Consider the following 17,796-nt stretch of genomic DNA (forward strand, 5'->3'; position numbering starts at 1 on the left):
AAATTATCTTTGTGGCATAACAATACAACTACACAATGAATTACTTTTCTACTGATTTCCGTTTAGGAATATTAGGAGGCGGTCAATTAGGTAAAATGCTCCTATACGACACTCGCAAATTTGACATCGCCACGAATGTACTAGACCCTAGTAAAGATGCTCCTGCGCAATATGGTGCTCATCAATTCTTTCAAGGAGATTTAATGGACTTCGAAACGGTATATCGCTTTGGTAAAACGGTCGATGTACTGACTATCGAAATTGAAAACGTTAACTTAGATGCCCTTGACAAACTTGAAGAAGAGGGACTTAAAGTATTTCCTTCTCCAAAGACGCTACGTCTAATCCAAAACAAAGGAAATCAAAAAGATTTTTACACAACTCACAATATTCCTACTGCTCCGTATAAGAGATATAAGAGTATAGAATCGCTAATCTCAGCAGCAAAAACAAATGAGGTAAACATGCCTTTTGTATGGAAGTCTGCACAGTTTGGATACGATGGTAATGGTGTAAAAGTAGTTCGCTCGATTGCTGATTTGGAGACTTTACCCAATGTAGAGTGTATTGCCGAAGTAATGGTTCCGTTCAAAAATGAGTTGGCGGTAATCGTGGCTCGTTCTGCATCTGGAGAAATCAAAACTTACCCTGTAGTAGAAATGGAGTTTCACCCAGAGGCAAACCAAGTAGAATACGTCATCTGTCCTGCGCGTATAGATGCGACAGTAGCTGACAAAGCAAGAGCTATCGCTCTTCAGGTATCTGAGAAGTTTAACCACGTTGGTTTACTTGCAGTAGAGATGTTCCAAACACAAGAGGACGAAGTATTGGTAAACGAAGTAGCTCCTCGCCCACATAACTCTGGACACTATTCGATCGAGGCAAGCTATACTTCACAGTTTGAGCAACACATCCGTGCTATACTTGACTTACCTCTAGGTAATACAGATAGTAAAGTAGCCGGTATTATGGTCAACTTAGTCGGTGCTGAGGGATATACAGGTCAAGTGTTTTACGAAGATATGGAGGAAATCTTAGCTATAGATGGAGTTACACCTCATATCTATGGCAAAAGAGAAACAAGACCATTCCGCAAGATGGGACATGTAACGATCGTCAATAGCGATATGACTGAAGCTAGAAAAATAGCACAACAAGTAAAAGAAACAATCAAAGTAATCAGTAAATAAATTATGAAAATAGCAGTAGTAATGGGCAGTGTATCAGACATGCCTGTAATGCAAGATGCAATCAATATAATCAAAGAATTCAGTGTAGAGGTAGAAGTAGATATTGTATCTGCACACAGAACACCAGAGAAGTTAGTAGACTTCTCTTCAAACGCTCACAAACGCGGCATCAATGTAATTATCGCAGGTGCAGGTGGAGCTGCTCACTTACCAGGTATGGTAGCTTCTATGTCTCCCCTTCCTGTTATCGGAGTACCTGTCAAATCGAGCAACTCTATTGATGGTTGGGATAGCGTACTATCTATCTTGCAAATGCCAGGTGGTGTCCCAGTAGCAACTGTAGCACTAAACGGAGCTAAGAACGCAGGATTACTTGCTCTACAGATATTAGGTAGTCAAAACGAAGAACTACTTAACAAAATGGTAGATTACAAAAACGGATTACGAGAAGCTGTACTCAAAGCTGCAGAGTCTATAAAATAACAACATCTGTTTTATTAGATGAAAAAGGGAGTTGATAATAGGTACAAAAACACTATTACTATTCCCTTTTTTCATATCTTTATTGAAAGATCATCAAAATTCACCTAACGATTCATAAGTAGATAACGTACTGACATCTATTCAACTCAACATATTGAGTTTCTTATAATCAAAATCATTAAAGCAAACTATATGATCACAGAGATAAAGTGTGTTTATTATCTTCGTGCCTCCCCTAGACACCCTATTTTATTGTCATTTCCTCGCAAGGTTGAGCCATACGTGCAGTATTCGTGCAGTTTACGAGCCCACAGAGCATCTCTTGGCAAGGAATGTGCACGAATACTGCACGCATAGGTCTATCTCCTACGACACTGACTCACTGATAGATTTTTGAAACTATAAAGCTATACTGAAAATCCGATGACAATTTGAATGCTACCTTAATGCCTGAATTTGAAACTTCTAAAAAATACGAAAGCAACAACTACAAAAACAAACTGTGCTGACCTGCTGTCATTAAGTCTCTAAATACTCTATTGATATCAGCGTCCTTATTGATAACCGTTAACCCTAAATAAGGCATACACTCCACGATGTCTTTACGTCCTTCAAAGACGACTTGTTCGCATACTTTATCTACTGCCGCAAGTAAACCATCTGTAAAAACTTCATCATCTTTCACAACTTGCCAACACTCTTGTGCTTTTTGATAAAACTTAATCTTTCTATTTAAAAAACTTGCTTTCATTTGTCCCAAAAGGCTCTGGTGCTTTATAGCATGTGTTTTACTAGACAGTGAATTAAAATAGTGCTCAGCTAAGGCTATAAAGTGGGCTTGAATACCTAAGTGATTAACTGCCAACGTAAATTTAGCAAATGGCAAAAAAGGAAAAGAAAATAACGCATTATCAATAACCTTATCCTCTTTTGTTATAGAAAAAGCTCTATTACGACTTACTTTTAATCGATTTACAGTAAACGAATCACTACCTGTAGCTATAAGCCCCATAGTATTCCACTCTTTGACAACCTCAACCTCATCAGGTAGAAAACAAAAGGATTGATAAATCGGATTTCCTTCGGCATCTTCAACAAACTTTCCATCACGCTCAATTTTACAATTAGCTGTGAATACAGTACAATGATGTAAACCTGTAGCCACTTTCCAATGTCCCGAAACAATATAACCGTCTTCTATCTCTATAGCTACACCACCTACTTTTCCACTACCTCCAAAACATACTTGAGAGTCGGCAAATAATTGCTTACTCAGCCCCTGATCTAAATAACCAACAAACATATTCGCTCCACTACACAAAGCGACCGTCCAACCTAAACTTCCATCTATACAAGCTATTTCTTCTTGTAGCTCCAGGGCATCTATAAAATCAAGTGCTAAACCTCCATATTCTTTTGGAACAAATAAATTGAATAAGTTGTATTTGTAAATTACTGTAAGTTGTTCTTTAGTTAAATGACCTTGTTCCTCAGCAGCAACTATAGATTTCTGCAAGGCTAACTTATCTTCTAAAGCTATTTTAATCATAATTACATTTGTTATTTGGTGATGGCAAAACTATCATATTTACCCTATCAATCGCTGTTAATTCAACATTTAACATACTATCCTGTCGTTTTTTAGCACTATTATACATTTTACTAAACCTCTCAACAATCTTACAACACCCCTAAAAACAGTTATGCTGTCACACCAAAAAGCAAACATTGATATAGATTTAACAGCTTATTCCTTTAAAAACTCGTATTTTTAATCTTTCGATTAAAAATTAAGTACACAATATATGACATTACTAAACAGTAAATTCAACACAGTACACAGTACTGCTCCTTTTACACAGATTAAAACAGAAGACTATATCCCTGCTTTTAATAAAGCAATTCAAGATACTAAAAACGAGATAGAAGCAATCACTTCTAATAACAGTACACCAACTTTTGAGAATACTTTAGAAGCTCTTACATACTCAGGTATGGAGTTAGATGTATTGTCTAATATCTTCTTTAACCTCAACTCTGCTGAGACAAATGACGAGATGCAAAAGATAGCACAGGAAGTAGCTCCTATGTTGTCTGCTTTGAGTAATGACATTTCATTAAACGAAGAGTTGTTTAAACGCGTTAAAGCTGTATATGAACAAAAAGACGGCCTTAACCTAACGACAGAACAAGAAACACTATTGACAAAGAATTATAAGAGCTTTGTGAGAAATGGTGCTTTGTTATCTGAAGACAAAAAAAAACGCTTAAGAGCTATTGATGCGCAACTATCTACTACTGCTCTAAAGTTTGGAGAGAATGTATTAGCCGAAACGCATAAGTACCAACTACACATCACTGCTGAACAAGACTTAGCTGGATTGCCAGAAGGAGCTATCGAAGAGGCTAAAGCATTGGCAGAACAAGAAGGTAAAGAGGGATGGGTATTCACTTTAGACTATCCAAGTTATATTCCTTTTATGACGTATGCGGATAACCGTGAGTTGCGCAAAGAAATGGCTATTGCTGGTGGTAAAAAAGCATTCCAAGACAATGAGTACAACAATGAAGCAAATGTTTTAAGCATAGTAAACCTTCGTCACGAAAGAGCTAACCTATTAGGATATGCTACACATGCACACTTCGTATTAGAAGAGCGTATGGCACAAAGTCCAGATAAGGTAAATGCTTTCTTAGAGGAGTTATTGGCAAAGGCTAAGCCTGCTGCGGATAAAGAGTTTGCAGAGTTAACTGCATTTGCTAAGAAAACAGATGGTATTGATCAGTTAGAGAAATGGGACGGTTCTTACTACTCTGAGAAATTAAAACAAGAGCGTTTTAGCTTAGACGACGAGTTGTTAAAACCATACTTCCAATTAGAGAACGTATTAGATGGGGCTTACCAAGTAGCGAATAAATTATATGGATTAGTATTCACTGAAGTACATACTATAGAAAAGTATCACGCTGATGTACGTACGTTCGAAGTTACAAACGAAGCAGGTGACTTTATCGCTGTGTTCTACACCGACTTCTTCCCTCGTAAAGGAAAGAGAAACGGAGCTTGGATGACTTCATTCAAGAACCAATACATCAAAGAAGGTGTAAACGAGAGACCACATATCTCTATTGTATGCAACTTCACAAAACCTACTGCTACTAAACCATCATTGCTTACGTTTAATGAGGTGACAACTCTATTCCACGAGTTTGGACACGCACTACATGGTATGTTGGCTAATACTACTTATCCTTCGTTATCAGGTACTAATGTATATTGGGATTTCGTAGAGTTACCAAGTCAGGTAATGGAGAACTGGTGCTATGAGAAAGAAGCGTTAGAGTTGTTCGCAAAACACTACCAAACTGGGGAGACTATTCCTATGGAGTTAGTAGAGAAGATTAAAGAGAGCGCAAGCTTCTTAGAGGGGTTAGCTACAGTACGTCAATTGAGCTTCGGATTATTGGATATGGGATGGCATGGACAAGACCCTACTGCTATCACAAGTTTGAAAGACTTTGAGGTAAAACAGTTCCAATCTACACAACAGTACCCTGATGTAAAAGAGAATGCGATGAGTACTTCGTTCTCACATATCTTCCAAGGGGGTTACTCATCTGGATACTACAGTTACAAATGGGCAGAGGTATTAGATGCTGATGCTTTTGCATACTTTAAGGATAACGGTATCTTTAACAAAGAAGTAGCTACCAAGTTTAAAGACAATGTACTGTCTCAAGGTGGTACTGATCACCCAATGACTTTGTACAAAAAATTCAGAGGACAAGAACCTACTCCTGATGCTTTACTAAAAAGAGCAGGATTGTTATAAAAACACAGAAGCCCTTTGCGTTGCAAAGGGCTTCTTCTATTTTGAAACGTTATCTACATTGTTGTTACTGGATAGTAGACAGGACAGAAAGAAGAATGTCCAGTGGACATTATGAATGATGAGCCAGGAGAAGGAAGGATTAGTACGTCTCTACAGAAAACACTCCTCGTTATAGTCGTAAGCATCTATCGTAATAGGCATCTTTTTAGCCTCTTCAAGATCGTTTTGAGCTTCGTTATACTTATCTTCCTCCGATGCAGCTTTAGGGTCTTTAATAGTACCTAAAAGGGTATTGATACGGTCTAACTCTCGTTGTTGATATGCTTTAAGATATCCTTCTGCAACTTCACATACTTCTTTGAATGTCTTACCTCCTACTTGCTTTAAGAAAACAGCATCAGTTTTATCATTATCTATATCTTCCTCTGCACCGTAAACGATGTTATAATTTCCTATAATCTGTATTGCTTTTTGCAAACGCATTTGATCATCGTCTCCTAAAGACACCATCATTTTGTCTTCAGATTCTGCATACTTATCCATATTCTCAGCAGACAATCTAAGCTCCGTAGTTTTTGGTTGTTCTTCTACAGTTTCTACTTTTGTTTCTTCAACTACTACAGGTGTTTCTACCTCTTTATCTTTACAGCTTACTGTCAATAACATCAAGCCTACTATTGCTAAACCTACTTTCCTCATACTTGTATTTTAAAAGACAAATGTAAAACCATCTATCCTAATTATACAATAGCCAGAAACAGCTATTTTACAAATAATCGTTAAGTATATTATTCACTCAACTCACCAAACTTACCTGCATTAAAGTCGTTAACTACTTCTACTAATTCATCTCTTGTGTTCATTACAAAAGGACCATAGTGAGCAATTGGTTCATTTATAGGTTCGCCAGCTAATACTAATATCACAGCATCTTGTGTAGCTTCAACTTCAAAAGTTTCTCCATCATGTTGCATCACAACCATGTGATCTTGTGGAATAAGATACTCTCCATTTACTTTCATTTCACCTTCAATTACAAGCAACATTACATTGTAATGTTCAGGGAAATTGTAAGAAGCCTTTCCTCCTGCTTTTGCTTTAAAGTTTGACATATGGACAGGTGTAAATGTAGAAGCTGGTCCTTTTGCTGTTTTATAGTTACCTGCTATGACCTCAACAACACCTAATCCATCTTCTAAGTTGTACTTGGTCATTTGTGCATGTTCAATCGCTTGGTACTTAGCAGGACCTTTTTTATCCTTTGCAGGAAGGTTTACCCATAGTTGTACCATCTGAAACAGTCCTCCTGTTTTACTCCACTCTATTTCGTGAAACTCTTTATGTAAAACTCCAGAAGCCGCAGTCATCCATTGTACATCACCTTCTCCGATAATACCTCCACCTCCACTACTATCACCATGCTCTACTCGTCCTTTATAAGCAATCGTTACAGTCTCAAATCCTTTATGTGGGTGTACACCTACTCCTCTTGGTATCTCTGACGGACCAAACTCATATTTAGAATTATAATCTAACATAATGAAAGGATCCATTCTTTGCATACTCATACCTGGCATACTAGGTATAAAGTTATGTACTCTAAAACCATCACCTACAAAATGTGCAGGCTGTGGTGCTACTACTTGTTCTATACTTCTCGTTTTCATATCTATTGGTTTTTGTATTACAAAGTTACGTCCTATATCGGCAATAGCACTTAACCTACAACAAGAAGTAATTAAATACAAAAAGGGGCTTACCACAGCAAGCCCCTTTTCAATTCAATTTCATTGTTTAATCGTAACCTTTACTCCCTCGGTATGTGCACTTAACTCAGGAGCATACATACTCTGTAAGGTCATAACCCCATTTGAAAACACACCTGGTACACTAGCTCTCAAGTCATACTCAAATACATAAGTGCCTGATTGCAATCGAGAAATAAAGAAATTTGTCGATGCATCTCTTGTTTCTTCATAATAACTCAATGAGTTTTCCCTTCTATAACCTGATAACACATTCGTCGGTTCAAAACCACTAGCACGCATATCTTTCAAATGAACGTAATCCATATCTTGTCTTACTTCCATCTCTAAACGCACAGTAACTATATCACCCACTCTAATCGGTGTATCTTTAGTAATCTCTTGTAAAACATTACCTTTTGATGTAACCGTCTTTATGTACAATTGCTTATTTAGTGAAACACCCGTATTACTAGACGTAATCTTATCTAACTTTTCAAAATACTGCCAATACATACCGCCATAGGCCACACCTGGCGATTGCTTTGATACCTCAACAGTCTGCATCATCGGGTTAATCTCCTTCGCGGACCAAGCTTGTTTAACATACCCTATTTTCATTTGCTCTGAAGCTGTTATATCAAGAGGTTCTCCTCCAATCTTGATTACTAAGTCCTGATTATTAGCCTTTCCTGACTTTTCAGTTCGCATTAACGCGTAAATTGCTTTTACTGTAGCTTTATCAGAACGCCAAGCCTTCGCTTGTTTGTTTCTCAACAACCAAACCTTCATAGCTTCAATCTCCTTAGCATACTTGTGCGCATTAATTTCTAAAGCAGCTTCTAACATTAAAACCTGATTACTTACTGGTGTATCATACCAATTACACCCAACTATATTCGATTTCCAATACATTCCAGTATTAGCAGACTCTACTGATTGATTGAACAAAGATTTCATTTGTTTAGCAGCACTTTTGCCTTTTCCAAAACGGTAAGCAACAATGGCATTTACTCCTTGTTGATACACCATTGACGGTTGATAATCCTCTGTTCTCTTTAAATATTGAGCAAACATGGTTGTATAACGATCATTAATTCTAACATCTTCTATAAAAAAGGAACGCACATACAAATACTGTGTTTGCAATGGATACAATGCTTTATCTTGTTCCTTTTCCTTTAGGTATTGACCATATTGTACCTCATCTACATAAGTTATTGCACGTTGTATCAATGTCTGATAATCAAAACCTAGCGATTCATTCAATAGTCCCATCTTTTTCAATTCACCAAAACCTTCAATAATTGATTGTGTTACATGAGTATCTGAATCGCCACCAGGAAACCATGGAAAACCACCATCACTATTTTGCAACTCTAATAAACTCTCGAACTTCTGTATGCGGTCTTGTTTCATTTCATTTAAGTCGAACAATAAAGCAATGCGTTTCATCTGTTCCTCTTCTCTCTCCGCATCAGCTAACCACGGAGTCTCAGCCAAGAGAATAGTTCTCAACTCTTCTTGTTTTGACAAACGAGATTTTAATTGCCCAGTAGTGTTCCATTCTTCAAACACCTTTTTAATAACAGGATTATTATTTACAATCCCCGTAGAAACAACATTAGCATACAATTGACGAAATATAGCATCTGAATTCTTAGACTTTGTTTCTCTTAAACTAGGTAAAGCAAAAATAGCATTCCACAAAGGGTTTGTTGTCATTTCAAATGTCAGACGAAAATCTTCTGTCGATTCAGTACGTGCTTGAACAAAACGGTCAAAAGTAAATTGTTTGTCATCTCCTTTTTTTACAAAAATTGGCATAGACTCTGTTAGTAGTATCTTATCACTTAATACTGGCAACGCCGCTTCTTCACCATCACTAAAATCCCCTGCTTTAGCTACTATTCGATAAACAACAGCTTGTATGTGTTGTGGTACATTAACTGTCCACTGTACAACTCCTGATTCTCCTCTTTCTAGACCTATCACCTCTTTCACCTTATCCACGTGGTTAAACGCAGCATCAATTGGCTCCATAGTAAACGCATCGAACAACAATAACGCAACATGACTATCTACTTTTCCATCACTAAGATTTGTCACCTTAGAAGATAAAACAATCTCATCACCTTGACGCAAGAAACGGGGAACATGAGGAGTCACCATTAACTCTTTCTGTGTACGTACTGTTTTCTCTAAATAGGCACTTTCCAAGTCTTTAGTATGTGCATATGCCATAAACTTCCACTGAGTCAATGCTTCAGGTGCAGTAAACTCAATCTTGACATTGCCATCTTTATCTGTTTTTAACTGTGGATAAAAGAAAGCTGTTTCTTTAAGGTTCTTCCTACTATCTATATTCTCTAAAACTTGTAATGCCGCATCCTTAGTCGTTATCACAACAACACCCGCTGAACCGCGACTTCCATAAAGTGCAGTCGCCTTCTCCTCCTTCAGTACTTCTATTGTTGCTATTTCATCTTTAGCAGGTGCTTCATTCACAATTACACCATCGACAACGTATAACGGTGAATTATCATCATTAAAACTCGATGCTCCTCTAACTTGTACACTTTCATCAGATTTAGTCCCTATCCCTCTTTTCTTAGCTTGAACAGCTGGAGGGGGAGGCATAGTCCTTCCATTAGAGTCTGCAATTCTAAAACTACGTGTAGAGAATTTGAAATCATTCAATTCTACTATTCTAAAGAGATAGAAGCTAGTAGCCAAATGACCATTAGACATAATTTCTCTTCCATAAGTACGCTTGTCAAAAGCGTTGCCAAATTGAAAATAATTAGAGTTGTTATAGTAATGCTTACGAGGAGTATAAAGATCATTCAATGAATGTGGGACAAATTGATCTAAAGACTGATCATACATCGTTGCAAGTACTTCAGCGAGTACTTTATCTTTATTTGCTCCCTTGATTAACAATGACCACTTTTCTTCTTGACCAGGACTTAACTTATCTCTAAACGTACTGACTTCAATAGAAAGCCCCTCTACTTGCTCACGCGTATCAATGGCAACACTTTCTATTTGATATAAGTTTTCTTTTACCACGGTAAAGTAAACAACTGCTTGATCATAAGCTTTTTTAAAAGAAACACTTACATCTTTGGGTTTAGTACCAACAGTAATCAATTCACTAGATTGCTTTTTCCCTAGTGCAAATACTTCCATCAATACTTTAGTATCAGCTAGTGCAGCACGAAGTTTAAAGCTTGCTGGTTGACCTGCACGATACGTTTTCTCAAGTTCTTCAACAGCAATTAGATCCGTAGTCAACAAACTAGAAAGCTTCGTATTAGTAACTTCTACTATTTGCTCTACCGTAATTTTCTCCCCTTTGCTATCTGTTATTTCTCCTTTTAAAATATAAGTACCAGAAGGTATATCTCTAGCTCCATTCCAAGTGATTCTAGACGACACCGAAGTATCAAATGAAGAAGTGAACAAAACAGCTCCCTCTTTCCATTTAGTTTTATCACCTTCCTCTCCATATGCTAAATGAGGAAACTTAGCTACGAACTCTTCATATGAATAAGTCTCTTCTTCACTCGTATGATTCCACCTTTTATTCAATACTCGATTGCGATATGGTGAAACTAATGGGCGAATAGATATCTTCCCTTTTCCTTTATAGTCCGCTCCATTTAAGGTAGTTGATGTGATTGTAATATTCTTCAAGTCCTCTGCAGAAATAGCATCTGCTACATTAAAAGCTAACACTACAGATTTATCGCCTATCCTAACACGAGAAGACATCGATTGGATTTCTCCCGTACTATCAATAACTTCAGCATTTATAATATATTGATAGGTGCGAGGATCACTTGATTCTTTCTTTGAAGCCTCTGCTTTAAACACAATAGCAAACTTCCCCTCTTTATTAGTAATTACTTCTCCTTCCGTTATCTGTTTATTACCACCATATCCAATCTTCATTCGTCTATACCAAGGTAAATAAGGAAACTCCTCTTGTCTAAACACAGTATATCGCACTTTAGCTTCACTTATTTTGATACCTGAATACGCGATAGCCTCACCTGTAACCTCTACTTGATCTCCAATAGTATAAAGTTTATCAACCTTATCCATCGTTACTTCAAAAGTCGGGCGCTTATACTCCTCTACACTAAAATACTTACTTCCCTCATTCTCATTAACTTCAATAACATAACTACCCAGCTGTCCTGTATTCGGAAGTACAAAAGCTCCCTGTACCGATCCAAATTCATTAGAGACCAATTGTAAACTCGACACTGTTTTTCCATTCACATCTTTTAGCGTTACCTCTGCATATTTATTCGGCTCAATATATTCCTTGACTCCTTCAATGCCCGTCAAAATACTCTTGAAGTAAACAGTCTGCCCAGGTCTATAAATTGCTCTATCTAAAAAAACCTTTGCTGTAGTGAATTTTGCATTTTCGTCTTCTTGACGCACTCTTCGATTATAGTAACGATTGCTATAAACAATAGGTTCTTCTTCGAAGCTATATAAACGGTAACCATTTTTATCGTCTAAAGTCAAACTATGCTCCCCTTTACTATCCGTAACAACTATCATTTCCCAATAATTCTTATCTTCTTGATCTGAGCGTCTATTTGTTACTTTAATGCGTGTATTGACTAATGGCTGACCTGTTATGCGATCATAAGCACGTAAAACCTTATCACTAAAAACTATTCCCTTATTTGAAACATTAACAGTCATACGTTCTACTAGATCTTTTCCATTCTTAAGTTTATCTAATGGAGCAGAACTTATGACTACATCGTATTTTCCTACTTTCAATCCCTGTAAAGCTACATGCGTACTGTGCCCTTTATAATCTTCATGCTTCTTTAGAGGTAAACTATAACTGCTAACTAATGTTCTATTAGATGTCAGATAGTAGAGTCCTTCTTTTTCGTGAAAATCATGAGGAAATTCTTCATTATAGGTACGGTTAGTATTCTCAAATACTTGTACATATATTTTTTCTAGATTCGTATAATTTAGAAAGACAGGGGTTTCCTGATTAGCTACCGTATATTCATTTAAATAAACTGATAAAACTGGTTTTTCAATCTGTTTTCTAAGGTTGTCAAAATACAACTTATCCGACTCAATCAAGGTCGTTGAAAGTTTCTTCTGCGCTTTATTAATAAAATCTAATAAGGCCTGTCCAGAAACGCTAAACTTTTCTTCCTGATAATAGGCATTAAATTGGTTATATAAAAACTGTGTATAAGCTTTATATATATCTACGTTATTAGAATACTCCTTTAATAGTTCACGATAGTGCTTATCTTTCTCTTTTGCTGATAACTCCCTTCCTGTTTGAAGTGTATATAAAGTAACGTAAACGACTAAATCTTTCTTTTTACGCGCTTGCAAATCGGATACAACGTTCCTTCTGAGCTTTTCTGTTGTTTCGATAACCGATTCACGTAACTCATCCTCAACAGAATAAAACAAACTATTCTCTAAGTAATTCGCATATTCTAAACGCAGTACTTCATAAATAGTAAAACTTGACAAATCAATACTAGACGACTGATCATATAAAAATAGAGAATCCCACTCCTTAACCAGCACTTTATTGTGCTTTTTTGCCTCTACCAATGCACGTTGATAACACTCGTTAATCTTTTCCTCCAGATACTCTTTCGTTGCCATACGAATATCATCCATTGGCTTCGATAAGTCTAAACTTGTTCGACTATGAAGCTTATATCTATTCTCTGATAAATAGATCTGATATATCTTCGCTAGATAAACGTCGATAAGTGCACTATAAATCCCTTTAGCCTTACTTCGTTCTTCAACAAATGCTTCTATAACCTGATTAATATTATACTCTGAATCTTCTTTTGTATTTATATCAACTTTAGCTTTATAAAACATACCTTTCAAAAGACTAGCATAATCCTTTTGTTGTCTAGAAATATCTATAATCTTATTGATATCAGAAGACATTGCTTTCACTTCACGCTTCTCTTCCATCGAGAGGACGCTTTCCCAAAGTTGTTGCAAATTGCTTTCGCCTCCTCCTTGTGCCATTCCACCAAGAGGAGCTAAAAGCATTAAATACAGGCAAATTTTTTTCATAATACGCTATTTTTTAAACAGTAGGGGTAAATACGCACCCTTTCAGTTATTAATCTCTTAAATATATTCATAATACACAAACGAGGAAAATCACTTCTTTATTTTATAAACTCACTCCCAAAATACCAAAAAGGGGAACAAACTTGCAGCTGTTCCCCCTTTTCTATATTAATCTATTCATTACTCGTGCGTTTTGGCCCTTTCGATTCTGGCCATTTTTGACGTTCGCCGTCTTTAGTCAATGGCAATACTATACGTTCTCTCGAAACTAGCTCTTCTTCTTGACTTGCCTTATAAGCAAGAATTGCGATCAAGATAGCATTGCTTTGTACATCATCATAAACGATTTTATCCGCAGTATCTCTGTTGGTATGCCAAGTATATTTACCATATCCCCAACTTAAAGAACTCATCATAAAACCGGGAATGTTTTTACTTACAAAAGAAACGTGGTCTGAACCTCCTCCCGAAGGGGATCCAGGGAAATAAGTCTTCAAATCTTGTTTATACTTCTGTGGAACAGCATGAAGCCAATCTGTAAGGAATTGATAAGAATTTAAGAAACCTTGTCCTGATAAATAAGCGACTCTTCCTGTACCATTATCTTGATTAAATACTGTTTGCGTTTTTTCTACAATTTCTGGGTTATCAGCCACGAAAGCGCGAGAACCATTCAAACCTTGCTCTTCACTTCCCCAGTTACCAATTAAGATTGTACGTTTTGGTATTGGTAACACTTCTTTCAAAATACGTGCAGCCTCCATCATCGTAATAATACCTGTACCATTATCTGTAGCACCTGTACCACCATCCCAACTATCTAAATGAGCTGAAAGAACCACATACTCATCTGCTTTTTCTCCTCCTTTTAACTCTGCAATCGTATTATAAGTCTGTGTTGTACCTAAATCTTTAGACTGTGCATTAATATTAATCTTAGGTTGTTTTCCATTCTCTGCTAGACGGTATAACAGTCCATAATCCTCCAAAGCAATATCAACTGTTGGAATTCTTTCTGTTGTAGCTCCAAATATTTTGTTTGCACCAACAACGCCACTCCAATGTGACATTACTATTCCAACAGCACCCGCTTCCTCTAGCACTTTCGGTAATTCCTTTGCTGTATAACCAGTATTTTTAATGCGTTGTGCCCATGCTTCCGTAGCAGCCTTTTTATTCGCTATCATCTTTTCATAAGACTCTTTTGTAGCATATTCTTCCCATTGGTATTCAGGACGACCAGTCTCTTGATGCATAGAAATCAAAACAATCTTTCCTTTAACGGTAGGTAGCCATGCCTCAAAAGCAGCCTTGTCAGCCACATCAGCTAAAATAATCACCTCTGCTTCCACACCATTTTTCTTTGTACTAGGACTCCATGCTAATTGGGTTCCTTCAAGACTTTTGATGCGCGGATAAGTCATTGTCAATTGTGTTGTGCCACGATCCCAAGCTTTCCATGTTCCATAAGCTTCGTTACGCGCTTCGAATCCCATCGCTTGGTATTCGTCCTTTACCCAATTATGCGCTTGCATCATCTGAGGAGTACCTACTAAACGGGGACCTATCACATCCAACAATTCAAAAGCATAACGCTTTAACTGTGAGTTTTCCGTTCCCTCTTTTACAATTGCATCAATAATTGGATCATTTGATTGTTGAGCTTGCATGAAAGTACTTGAAAGAAGTGTAACTCCCAAGACCCCCATCTTTACCACATTGTTAATTCTCATTTTGGTTAGTTTTAGTTAAATTCAAACAACCAAAATACACAAATATGCCTATCATAACCAAGAAAAGCAGTAGCTATCTAGTAAATAAGTACCATATTTAACATATTCAACTCAAAAAAATTCCTTATCTCCCTAAAAGTACTCGTATGTATAGAGTTTTCGGGTATCTAAACCGCCTCCTTCACCTTGCTCCACAATCAAAGCATTATCTCTATCTATCACTCTGTTTACAATTATTTTTTCAGCATCTCCACTGCGTTTAATTATTTTATCTAAACTCCCATCTTCTTTATAAGTAAACTCTTCAGAATAGGTAAATGGAACTTCAGAAACAACCCCTTCGTTTTCTATCAAAATCAATTGGTTATGATCATTAAAACTTTTAGTACTTTTCAATCGATAATCACCATTAATCTGCGTAACTACTAATTGCCCTTTATCATTCCATTCTTCGGTTGACGACATAACAGAAACACCATTTAAAGGTTTGGTTTGTATTTCACGTTTGCCTTCAGCATAGGCAGGATATTCAATTGAATTCATCATAAACTCTTGCACTCCTTCGCTATCCACCTGCATTATAAAAAATGATTCCGCTTTAACAATATACCCTTGATCATTAAAAGAATAAACAGTTTTAATCGTTTCATGTTTATTCAAATTAGTAACAGTTTCCGTATAAGACTTTACTTTCCCCTTAATCCCAGCAATCAAAAGGTCATTTTTTATTAAATCACTCTTCTGCGTACAACTAACAAATGATGCTATAAGCATCAATACAAACAACTTTTTCATAATTTCCTTTTAATTATTTTAAAGCAGAAAATTAACAATAATTATTAATACTAAAAAATATTTTAAGACGTTGTATTTATACGTTATCAACTTAGATAATAAAAAAAACCTATAAACGTAGATTCAATTATTCTAAGTATCTACACAATAAAAAACTGCCCTAATCATGTGATTAACTAAAAACTATGCAAGTCAAAAGTAAAGCGTACATTAGCCGCAATTATCAAAACATTCAATATATCGACAATGAAAAACCTAAAAGGAATCATCTACGCACTAATTTCCTCAGGAACCTTTGGTTTAGTTCCGTTATTTTCCTTGCCGTTAATTGTACCGGGGTTACGACCAGAAGGTGTAGCGGCAATTGGAATACCTACCATATTATTTTATCGATTTTTATTCTCCTCTATTACAATGGGAGGCGTATGCTTATACAAGAAAACAAGCTTAAAAATTAACACAAAAGAATTGGTTGTTGTTTTCTTCTTAGCATTATTATATGCAGCAACGGCAAAGTTTATTGTTGATTCTTATGAATACATTGCCAGTGGATTAGCAACAACAGTCCACTTCCTATACCCGATATTTGTTAGTATTGTGATGATTCTATTCTATAAAGAAAAGAAGTCAACAGCACTCATTATTGCTTCCATCCTTTCTTTAATAGGCGTAGCTTTAATGTGTTGGCATGGTGAACCTTCACCAGCTTTATTCAAAGGATTAACACTAGCTGCCTTAACCATATTTACCTACGGTTTATACATTGTAGGATTAAACAAATCAAGAGTTTCAGAAATGAACTTTGATTCCCTTACCTTCTATGTTCTTATCATGGGGTGTCTGATATTTCTATTTTACGCTTTACTCACAACAGGATTACAAATGGTTACCTTACGAAGTGACTGGATTAATCTAATATTATTAGGTTTCTTTGCTACGTTTATTTCTGATTTGTGTCTAGTATTAGCTGTCAAACATGCTGGATCAACTATTACCTCTATCTTGGGGTCAATGGAACCTGTAGTCGCTGTATTAGTAGGTACATTATTTTTTGCCGAGCACTTTGATTGGGTTTCCGCTATAGGACTACTTTTTGTCTTAGGAGCCGTGACATTAGTCATTATAGCTAGTAAGCGACAAGAACATTAAGCCGTTTAATCAAGCAAAGGAAGGTATAGTCACCAGTATGATACAGAATAGAGAAACAATTTCTTCTTTAATTATGTAGCTAGTTCTAGCTCATAGAGGTTTTAAAACACTAGCTTTTGTTGCCAAGCTTGTGCAATACGTGCACTTTACTAGCCCAGAAGCACTTTCTTGGCAAGGAAAGTGCACGCATTCTGCAAGTATAGGTCAACAAAGCTGGGGAAAAAAAGTCTGTTAGTACCTTAGCAGTAAAGGTCTCCCAAAATGCTTTCAGATAATATTTGAAAAGGTAAAGCTCTTTCGTAGTTTACACACCCACTTTGGCTTTTTTATTTGCAATTTGTGGAACAAATAGATTGCCACTTCATCTAATGAAAGAAAGCAAATTAATACTTCTCCACTAAATAACACATAGTTTTTTCCTCTAAAAACTGTCTAACTGATATTTAGATTTTCCGAAAAACTAATGCAATTTACATTAAAACAATACAATAAGACAATACGAAAAGTCAAACTTCTTATTAATCAAAAGGAAAAAACTAAACTATACTTTAGGAAGAACAAATCTTTGTTGCAAGTAAAATAGAAAACCACCTAAAACATAGCACAATATATCCAAATAATCAGCTGTATATCTTGGCTGATACTGCGGTAAATAATATTCGAAATAAAAGGAATAATAAAGAACTACAATAGAAATCATAGAAATAGGCAATAGATAATGATTCCCCTTTCTCCATTTCAATATTGTTAAAATGAGACA

General features: G+C 36.3%; 10 protein-coding genes. 4 read left to right on the plus strand and 6 right to left on the minus strand.

What is annotated here, in order from left to right; all coding sequences use genetic code 11:
- The first annotated feature begins 35 nt into the window (after positions 1–35).
- Complete coding sequence (locus GJV77_RS02300; RefSeq protein WP_155034743.1) at positions 36–1,190, plus strand: 5-(carboxyamino)imidazole ribonucleotide synthase; 1,155 nt, start codon at positions 36–38, stop codon at positions 1,188–1,190.
- Between the two features lie 3 nt (positions 1,191–1,193).
- Entirely contained in the window at positions 1,194–1,673 is a 480-nt protein-coding gene (gene purE, locus GJV77_RS02305) for a 5-(carboxyamino)imidazole ribonucleotide mutase (protein WP_155034744.1), read from the plus strand.
- Positions 1,674–2,160: 487 nt separating this feature from the next.
- On the opposite strand, the gene GJV77_RS02310 is transcribed toward purE, so the two are convergent.
- Positions 2,161–3,222 carry an acyl-CoA dehydrogenase family protein gene (locus GJV77_RS02310; protein ID WP_155034745.1) on the minus strand — a complete coding sequence of 354 codons (1,062 nt, stop codon included), beginning with the start codon at positions 3,220–3,222 and terminating at the stop codon, positions 2,161–2,163.
- Between the two features lie 256 nt (positions 3,223–3,478).
- Here GJV77_RS02310 and GJV77_RS02315 point away from each other — a divergent pair, with 256 nt between their 5' ends.
- Complete coding sequence (locus GJV77_RS02315) at positions 3,479–5,506, plus strand: M3 family metallopeptidase (RefSeq protein WP_155034746.1); 2,028 nt, start codon at positions 3,479–3,481, stop codon at positions 5,504–5,506.
- 150 nt (positions 5,507–5,656) lie between these two features.
- On the opposite strand, the gene GJV77_RS02320 is transcribed toward GJV77_RS02315, so the two are convergent.
- The 5 genes from GJV77_RS02320 to GJV77_RS02340 form a co-directional block, all read right to left on the minus strand.
- Positions 5,657–6,205, minus strand: coding sequence for a hypothetical protein (locus tag GJV77_RS02320; protein ID WP_155034747.1), 549 nt, complete (start codon positions 6,203–6,205; stop codon positions 5,657–5,659).
- Positions 6,206–6,294: 89 nt separating this feature from the next.
- Positions 6,295–7,173, minus strand: coding sequence for a pirin family protein (locus tag GJV77_RS02325; protein WP_155034748.1), 879 nt, complete (start codon positions 7,171–7,173; stop codon positions 6,295–6,297).
- A 120-nt stretch (positions 7,174–7,293) separates the two neighbouring features.
- Positions 7,294–13,359, minus strand: a complete 6,066-nt coding sequence (locus GJV77_RS02330; RefSeq protein ID WP_155034749.1) for an alpha-2-macroglobulin family protein — start codon at positions 13,357–13,359, stop codon at positions 7,294–7,296.
- 173 nt (positions 13,360–13,532) lie between these two features.
- A complete protein-coding gene (locus GJV77_RS02335; RefSeq protein ID WP_155034750.1) occupies positions 13,533–15,092 on the minus strand; it encodes a M20/M25/M40 family metallo-hydrolase in 1,560 nt (519 codons plus the stop codon).
- 132 nt (positions 15,093–15,224) lie between these two features.
- A complete protein-coding gene (locus GJV77_RS02340; protein WP_155034751.1) occupies positions 15,225–15,887 on the minus strand; it encodes a hypothetical protein in 663 nt (220 codons plus the stop codon).
- A gap of 246 nt (positions 15,888–16,133) precedes the next feature.
- On the opposite strand from GJV77_RS02340, the gene GJV77_RS02345 reads away from it, so the two are divergent.
- Positions 16,134–17,036, plus strand: a complete 903-nt coding sequence (locus tag GJV77_RS02345; RefSeq protein ID WP_155034752.1) for a DMT family transporter — start codon at positions 16,134–16,136, stop codon at positions 17,034–17,036.
- The last annotated feature ends 760 nt before the right edge of the window (positions 17,037–17,796 follow it).

Source organism: Myroides pelagicus (assembly GCF_009711055.1).
In the GTDB taxonomy this organism is placed as follows: domain Bacteria; phylum Bacteroidota; class Bacteroidia; order Flavobacteriales; family Flavobacteriaceae; genus Flavobacterium; species Flavobacterium pelagicum.

What these genes read in the sequence shown, in the direction of transcription:
- GJV77_RS02300 (WP_155034743.1), top strand. Translation starts at nt 36, where the DNA reads ATGAATTACTTTTCTACTGATTTCCGTTTAGGAATATTAGGAGGCGGT.
- purE (WP_155034744.1), top strand. Translation starts at nt 1,194, where the DNA reads ATGAAAATAGCAGTAGTAATGGGCAGTGTATCAGACATGCCTGTAATG.
- GJV77_RS02310 (WP_155034745.1), bottom strand. Translation starts at nt 3,222, where the DNA reads ATGATTAAAATAGCTTTAGAAGATAAGTTAGCCTTGCAGAAATCTATA.
- GJV77_RS02315 (WP_155034746.1), top strand. Translation starts at nt 3,479, where the DNA reads ATGACATTACTAAACAGTAAATTCAACACAGTACACAGTACTGCTCCT.
- GJV77_RS02320 (WP_155034747.1), bottom strand. Translation starts at nt 6,205, where the DNA reads ATGAGGAAAGTAGGTTTAGCAATAGTAGGCTTGATGTTATTGACAGTA.
- GJV77_RS02325 (WP_155034748.1), bottom strand. Translation starts at nt 7,173, where the DNA reads ATGAAAACGAGAAGTATAGAACAAGTAGTAGCACCACAGCCTGCACAT.
- GJV77_RS02330 (WP_155034749.1), bottom strand. Translation starts at nt 13,359, where the DNA reads ATGAAAAAAATTTGCCTGTATTTAATGCTTTTAGCTCCTCTTGGTGGA.
- GJV77_RS02335 (WP_155034750.1), bottom strand. Translation starts at nt 15,092, where the DNA reads ATGAGAATTAACAATGTGGTAAAGATGGGGGTCTTGGGAGTTACACTT.
- GJV77_RS02340 (WP_155034751.1), bottom strand. Translation starts at nt 15,887, where the DNA reads ATGAAAAAGTTGTTTGTATTGATGCTTATAGCATCATTTGTTAGTTGT.
- GJV77_RS02345 (WP_155034752.1), top strand. Translation starts at nt 16,134, where the DNA reads ATGAAAAACCTAAAAGGAATCATCTACGCACTAATTTCCTCAGGAACC.